The 7,133-nt window shown below is 41.3% G+C and carries 6 protein-coding genes; 3 read left to right on the top strand and 3 right to left on the bottom strand.

Going from position 1 to position 7,133, the window contains the following annotated elements:
• Positions 1-287 (top strand): hypothetical protein (locus tag H540_RS0115585; RefSeq protein WP_034671131.1); only part of this gene is annotated, 287 nt, incomplete at its 5' end.
• Between the two features lie 260 nt (positions 288-547).
• Positions 548-1,219 carry a hypothetical protein gene (locus H540_RS0115580; protein WP_034671130.1) on the top strand — a complete coding sequence of 224 codons (672 nt, stop codon included), beginning with the start codon at positions 548-550 and terminating at the stop codon, positions 1,217-1,219.
• Between the two features lie 497 nt (positions 1,220-1,716).
• Here H540_RS0115580 and H540_RS0115575 read toward each other — a convergent pair whose 3' ends face one another.
• Together H540_RS0115575 and H540_RS0115570 are read right to left on the bottom strand one after the other, a co-directional pair.
• The gene (locus tag H540_RS0115575) at positions 1,717-2,313 is read right to left on the bottom strand and encodes a TetR/AcrR family transcriptional regulator (protein ID WP_028401451.1); all 597 of its coding nucleotides are present in this window, start codon (positions 2,311-2,313) and stop codon (positions 1,717-1,719) included.
• 59 nt (positions 2,314-2,372) lie between these two features.
• Positions 2,373-3,866, bottom strand: coding sequence for an FAD-dependent oxidoreductase (locus H540_RS0115570; protein ID WP_028401450.1), 1,494 nt, complete (start codon positions 3,864-3,866; stop codon positions 2,373-2,375).
• 562 nt (positions 3,867-4,428) lie between these two features.
• Here H540_RS0115570 and H540_RS0115565 point away from each other — a divergent pair.
• Positions 4,429-5,274: an oxidoreductase gene (locus tag H540_RS0115565; RefSeq protein WP_028401449.1), complete on the top strand. Its 846-nt coding sequence runs from the start codon at positions 4,429-4,431 to the stop codon at positions 5,272-5,274.
• Positions 5,275-5,647: 373 nt separating this feature from the next.
• On the opposite strand, the gene H540_RS0115560 is transcribed toward H540_RS0115565, so the two are convergent.
• Positions 5,648-6,934: a homocysteine synthase gene (locus tag H540_RS0115560; RefSeq protein ID WP_028401448.1), complete on the bottom strand. Its 1,287-nt coding sequence runs from the start codon at positions 6,932-6,934 to the stop codon at positions 5,648-5,650.
• Between the last annotated feature and the right edge of the window lie 199 nt (positions 6,935-7,133).

Below are 7,133 nucleotides of genomic sequence, written 5' to 3'. Positions count from 1 at the left end.
TCACTAATTACCCAACTAGAAATGAACCTGCACCTCCAGATACACAACACATAATGCAAATGATGACAAGTCTTGAGGATCGATTAAATAAACTCACTAATTACCCAACTAGAAATGAACCTGCCCCCCCAGATACACAACATATAATGCAAATGATGACAAGTCTTGAGGATCGATTGGATAAGCTCATTAAGTTAATAGAAGATAACAATCGCTTGTTACGATCCATTGAACAGCAAAGTCGCGTTATTTCAGGTGGCGGAGGAGCGGTCATTGTACGAATGTAAATGTTTGGCATAACATGATATAGATTCATGACCTGAATAACCTCCGGTCCAAAGAAGACACTGGATACCTATCAGTGTCTTTTTTAAATACCGTTAAGGTTCTGTCGTCGCTTAAAAACTTGTCAGCCTCCGCGTTTTCTTTATGAGGTTGAAGAGGCGGTGTAATCCATTAGCAACAGGTCGTTGTATCTATTTCCATTTCTTAATAGATAATTCCACTTATAAATGTTAGAATAATCAGAAATGTATGTTAAGGTGGAATAAAATTGAAAAAAAGATTAGGTTGCCTACATGCTCATTATTCGAATATTGAATATATAGAACAGGCATTTTCTTCATTTGAAATTGAACTGATACATTTCGTTGACCCAGCATTGATGTCTCGAGTTACAACAGATAAAAATTTCGGGGCGTCTGATGCTCAAAAAAAGGTGAAGGAACAAATTGAATGGATTGCTCAATGTAAAGTTGATGCTATCCTTATTACTTGTACAAATTATATTGCGATTTTGCAGGAAGACCAACTCTCAATACCAGTACCAATCATTAAAATTGATGAACCCTACTTTGCGTACATCTGTAATATACAGCAACCTCAAACAATCCTTTTTACAAATCCTGCGACTGTTGAAGGTACAGTGGAACGTCTTAATCATTACGCTAATGCCTATAAAAAATCTTTAGATTTAGAGATTGTTGTTATTGAAAATACTTTTGATTTGATCATGCAAGGACTAAAAGAAAAGTACAATCATGAAGTATCTAAGTTCTTAAATCAAATGATTAAAGATGAAAATAGAGTGATCTCCGTGGCTCAATTATCTATGGTTGATGCTGCTCGAAAAGTTGAGCACGAGACATCTAAGACAATTAAAAATCCATTGGATACATTAGTGCTTCATATTGTTAATCAACTATATACAAGTGAATAAAAACCGTCTTTTTATAGTGGGAGAGATCATCCGGCGACGTGCAGAAGCGGTCAAACCTTTAGTCCATGCAAGGGTAAACCAGAGAGAAGAGGCATACCATACTCCCTTTTCGTTGCACATAGCACATAAATGTCGAATTTATCATTCACTCATATATAGAATTAAAGAAACAAAAATCCATAATAAACAGTTGAACTCCCAGCCGTAGTATCGGTATGAGGGAATCCATTTTCATAATCTGTAGTGTCGCGCGCGGCATGGTTGGTTAACGGGCGGAATCGTGCAATAACGAAGAAAGAAAAACACCTTGGAATTGACAATAATTTCAAGGTGTTTTCCTATAACTTTTCAAATCTTAAGGCAAGGTTTTTACTTCTTTTTCTAGTACGTCATACGACGCCAATTTGTAGTTGATTTTTTCTAGGTATTTATAGGGGACACAGGACTTTTTAAGTAATTTGATTCCCTAAATTGTCTGGGTAACTTACTTTCATCCGCTAAGAACCCGATACAATCCGCAGCAATATGTCGATTTCCGGCATCTGGTAATCTTCATCTCCGTGAATATTCAACGTCATAAGACCAGAAAGAACTGTAATATAGCAGGAAATTAGTTTCCGGGGATCGCCTGCCGCAAATTCGCCTGCCTTCTGCCCCTCTATGAATAAGGGCTCCAATTGGTCGACATAAGTCTGCATGGAATACTGTTCGATAAGCTGTTTAGCCTGCTCTGGCACTTCATCCGACGTACGAGCCTGATGCATCAGCATAAAATAAAGTTGACCATCTTCATCAAGTATGAGCTCCGTCAAAGTCCTTATTTTTTCGATTGGCGATCCAGGTAGTTTATAGACGCTCCCTATACCAGCAATCGATTCTTCCATTGCCCGCTGAACGAGTGTAGTGAAAAGCTCGTCTTTCGATTTGAAGTAGCGGTAAAGAAGGCCTTGACTGATGCCAGCTTCAGTAGCGATCATGCTCATTTTCGTTCCAATGATGCCTCGCCGAGCGAAAACCTTAAGGGCTGCTTCCATAATTTGTTCTTTGCGTTCGTCGCGAATCTGCTGCAACTGTTCTTCGTTTAAAGGTGACAATGTGCTTTTACTCCTTTGTCTGAATTTGGTTTGTAAGATTTACGGATCCGTTTGAATGATTATTTACTCATTGACGCAAAGGGTGCCCCAGAGAAGGAAGGTACAACCTTATCCAATACTTCCTCTAATGGCTGACCATATTCTTGTGAAAGCTTAGCGAGTAATTGTTTGCCTTCATCAGATGCAGTGAGAACAGTCGTTACCATTTGTGGATTCATAATGTTATGTGGTGAGACTGACAATGTATTCACTGCCCAATACAGTCCATATAGCTCAAAATTGCGTTGCATTGTTGCATATTTGAGATACAAATCCATGTATTTCTGAGCAAAAGAAATCCCTTTCAACGGTTGAGAACCCGCATATTCGACGCCTTCCCATTGCAAATCAGTAGCGCAATTCAACCACCAAGCAGGTTCAATCACATCTTGTATTTTTCGGAGTACTCTCTGCTCAAAATGGGGCTTAGGGTCATTCCGTTGTTCACGCAAACAGGATTCCAGCATTTCCACTTCGATCGCAGCGACGGTCATTCCTTGACCAAAAATCGGGTCATAAATACAGAATGCATCTCCCAAGACTAACAATCCAGATGGCCATCGCTGCATTTGTTCATAGTGATGACGATACAATTCTGGCACGCGATAACCGCGAGGGGGTGTGATCGGTTCAAGCTCTTGCAATATTTCCGCGATTATCGGGCTTGGGAGCTGAGCAACCGCCTCTTCATACTCTTCGGCATCCGTAGGAGGATAGTGTCCACCCGGACGATAAAGCAGCACCTCTGCTATTTGATTTTCAATAAAGGAAAAAACTCCTGTGAAAGTCTCATTAGCAGGCTGACCTGCGATGTTAATTGCATCCCATTTCTCTGTTAGATGCGCTAGATGGGACGGAACCTTATAACGGCGAGTACTATAGCCAAGAGCGACTTTCAGAAGGTCTGGATGTGGCACATCATACCCCAAATCCTCAAGCCATTTTGCCAGTTTGGAGGAACGTCCACTCGTATCAAATACCATATCGGCTGTCAGTGTTTTCTCCTGCCCGATTTGTCCACGTTCTCGGACCTGGATCCCTGTGACAGTTGTCTGGTCTGGAGTCGTTAACAAACGGATCACATCATGTTTTGGAAGAAAACGGACATTGGGAATCTCTTTCACGCGTTGACGAAATACCCACTCAAGTACTGCTCTACTAAACTTAATATCATTCCGTGGGTATTGAAATACCATGGTTCCATATTGATTCATTTGATGAATCGTCTTATTCAGTGACGAGGGAGCTCCCTGCGCCAATAAATCATCTTCATAACCTGGAAAAAGGCGTTCCATAATCATCTTACCACGCGGTGTAGAACGATGTGGATGAAAAGCTTGAGGAGTGCCAGGGCGATGCTCAGGCTTTTCGGGCAAAGCATCTTTCTCCACGATCAGAACCTCTCCATAATAATCAGAAAGCACTCTTGCAGTCAGTAATCCGCCAATACCTCCCCCAATGATAAGAGCCCGTTCTGTTTTCCCTTGTGTAAGTGCGAAATTTGTATCCGTCATAATCTTCCCCCTCCGTTTATGAATAAATCAATCATTGCTGATTATGATTAAACGCAAACTAACCATTCGCTAACAGAAATAGCAACCTGTAAATTGATTAGAAACACGCAAAGCTTTGGAGCGAGTAAAAGAAGCTATTCTAGTACCCCCTTTCGATTCTGATCGTATCAGTTGATCTGTTTCGAAATTCCTTTTCTTCATAAAGAAATTGCCGTATCTCAACGATGAATGACTGAATCATTCATTTTTAGAATAAGGGAATTTTTGTAAATCGTCAACCATAAAATAGAAAAATTTCTAAAGCTGTGCAGATTGCGGTTTGTTGGACGGTTGATGGTTCGTCCCCCTTTTTGACACTACCTTTTACGTTCTAAAATAGAAAAATAGCTTAGCGTACGATTTTCCCTAAACAGTCCTGTCATCCCTTATAGAACCATTTGTTCTTCGACTTTGGTTTTGTGGCTGAGTGTCATTTGTTTACGTTCTGAAACATACTCTAACTATGTATGTTTCAGAACGTAACAAAAATATTGATTTGATAAGAAAGGAATGAATATGTATTATGAGCGAAAAGAAAATATGGTTTGTAACCGGAGCCTCAAAAGGCTTGGGACTTACATTGGTAAAACAATTATTAAAGAATGGCAACCGAGTTGCTGCGACTTCAAGAACGGTGAATGATTTAACAAAGGCAGTTAATGATGATACGAAACAATTCCTGCCGTTAGCCGTTGACCTGACTAATGAAGCCAGCGTACAACAGGCAATCGAACAAACCATTGAAACTTTCGGCAAGATTGACGTAGTTGTGAATAATGCTGGTTATGGTTTGGGAGGAAGCTTTGAAGAACTAACAGACCAAGAAATCCGTCAAAATTTTGATGTGAATGTATTTGGTACATTGAATGTAATTAGGAAAGTGATGCCTTATTTAAGAAAACAAAAGTCGGGGCATATTTTTAATATAGCTTCTGTTTCAGGATATATGGGCAATGGCGGGTTTGGCAGCTACTCTGCTACAAAATTTGCAGTGGTCGGTTTATCTGAGGCTCTGGCAGAGGAAGCAAGGCCATTTGGCATAAAAGTTACAATGGTAGCACCTGGCTTTTTTAGAACCAATTTCTTAAGTAGTGGTTCTGTTATGTATGGCAAAAACGAAATTGCGGATTATAAAGCAGTACGCGAAATGAAGTACTTTCTTGATAATGTAATGGATGGAAAGCAAGCAGGTAATCCTGAAAAAGCAGCTTTAGCAATGATACGCACAGCCTCAGAAGCTAATCCCCCCGTTCATTTGTTGTTAGGCCCGGATGCTTATAAAATGGTTTCGGAAAAACTAGTTGCCCTGCAAAAAGAGTTTGATGAATGGAAGGAAATAACCTGCTCAACAGATTTTGATAACGAATGATTACAATATGATTAGGCTGATATGAACGAAACTATCAACCCGCCGCACCCAAATGTTTTTCATATACAAGTGAATAAAAAAACCGTCTTTTTTACTGGGGCGAGAGCATCCGGCGACGTGCGGAAGCGGTCGGATGCTCTCTCCCCCCTAAAAGAAAAGTTTTTATGTCGATTTTTTAGTTGCATTTATATAGTACGAAGAGGTTAAGCTAGTCTAATAGAATCTCATTTATCTGTTTCAACACGATCGAACGAGCTTAAGGAACTTATACTTGTGTCAGCTCCTTTTTCATCGAGACAATTCCATATCTCTTCCCTCAGTCACGGCGAGAGAGGATCCGATAGCGGGACCTTTTAACTGATCCCGCACCACTTTAGCTTTTGCTTTTCTTTAGCGCTTGATCTAAATCGTAAATCAAGTCATCAACCGTTTCCGTGCCAATCGACAAGCGGATCATATCAGGCGTAACACCGGTAGATTCCTGCTGCTCTTCGGTCAACTGCTGGTGGGTTGTGCTTGCTGGATGGATGACAAGCGATTTCGAATCTCCAACGTTTGCCAAATGGGAGAACAATTCCAAAGAATCGATGAATTTACGCCCAGCTTCTCCCCCGCCTTTGATACCGAAAGTCAAAAGCGCTCCCTGTCCTTTAGGCAGGTATTTTTTTGCCAACTGGTAATACGGGCTTGATTCCAAACCGGGATAATTAACCCAGTTGACCAGTTCATGGTTCTCAAGAAACTTAGCCACCGCTAACGCATTTTGTGAATGACGTTCCAACCGTAAGTGAAGAGTTTCCAATCCTTGTAAAAATTGAAACGCGTTAAAAGGGGAAACTGCTGCACCAATGTCGCGCAACAGCTGTACACGCGCTTTCACAATATAAGCAAGATTACCCAATGCCTGCGTATAAGAGATTCCATGATAGCTTGGATCTGGTTCAACTAGTCCGGGAAACTTGCCATTTGTCCAATCAAACGTTCCTCCATCGACAATAATGCCCCCGATGGATGTGCCGTGTCCACCGATAAACTTGGTAGCCGAGTGAACTACGATATCTGCTCCGTGATCAATCGGACGGTTCAGATACGGAGATGGGAACGTATTATCAACAATCAGCGGCACACCCGCATCATGCGCCACTCTTGCGACCGCTTCAATGTCAAGAACATCAATCTTCGGGTTGCCAATCGTTTCAGCATACACTGCTTTCGTTTTATCGGTAATGGCCGAGCGAAAGTTTTCGGGGTCACTCGGATCGACAAATTTCACGTTAATGCCGAGTTTTTTCAATGTGACAGCAAACAGATTGTAAGTGCCTCCATACAAGTTAGTCGAAGATACGATCTCATCCCCCGATCCAGCTATGTTAAGAATTGATAATGTGATAGCTGCCTGTCCCGAAGACGTGGCAAGCGCGCCAACACCGCCTTCTAGCAGCGCAACTCTTTGTTCAAACACGTCTTGGGTCGGATTCATAATCCGGGTGTAGATATTTCCCGATTCCGCCAGCGAAAACAAGTTTGCCGCATGCTCTGTATCCCTAAACACATATGAAGTAGTTTGGTAGATTGGTACGGCTCTTGAACCGGTCGTCGGATCCGGCTCCTGCCCCCCATGAATTGACAAAGTTTCAATACCCCATTTACGTTCTGTCATACCATCATCTCCTCACATTTTTAAATGTTTACCGCCCGGCCTTATCTAGATGATTGTTAGATCTACCGATTTTCTTGAAAATGCAATCAAAACGCAAAAAGAGGTTTTTCCTGCTAACAGGAAAAACCTCTAGTCGACTAGTCGGTTTGAGCATTGGTTATTTCCAAATATATCAATCGGTTTTGTTAAAAATTATATG

Source organism: Ectobacillus panaciterrae DSM 19096 (assembly GCF_000430785.1).
GTDB lineage: Bacteria > Bacillota > Bacilli > Bacillales > Bacillaceae_G > Ectobacillus > Ectobacillus panaciterrae.
The sequence above is the reverse complement of the archived record's forward strand: the minus strand, read 5'-3'. Positions and strand labels throughout refer to the sequence as shown.

What these genes read in the sequence shown, in the direction of transcription:
- H540_RS0115570 (WP_028401450.1), bottom strand. Translation starts at nt 3,866, where the DNA reads ATGACGGATACAAATTTCGCACTTACACAAGGGAAAACAGAACGGGCT.
- H540_RS0115565 (WP_028401449.1), top strand. Translation starts at nt 4,429, where the DNA reads ATGAGCGAAAAGAAAATATGGTTTGTAACCGGAGCCTCAAAAGGCTTG.
- H540_RS0115560 (WP_028401448.1), bottom strand. Translation starts at nt 6,934, where the DNA reads ATGACAGAACGTAAATGGGGTATTGAAACTTTGTCAATTCATGGGGGG.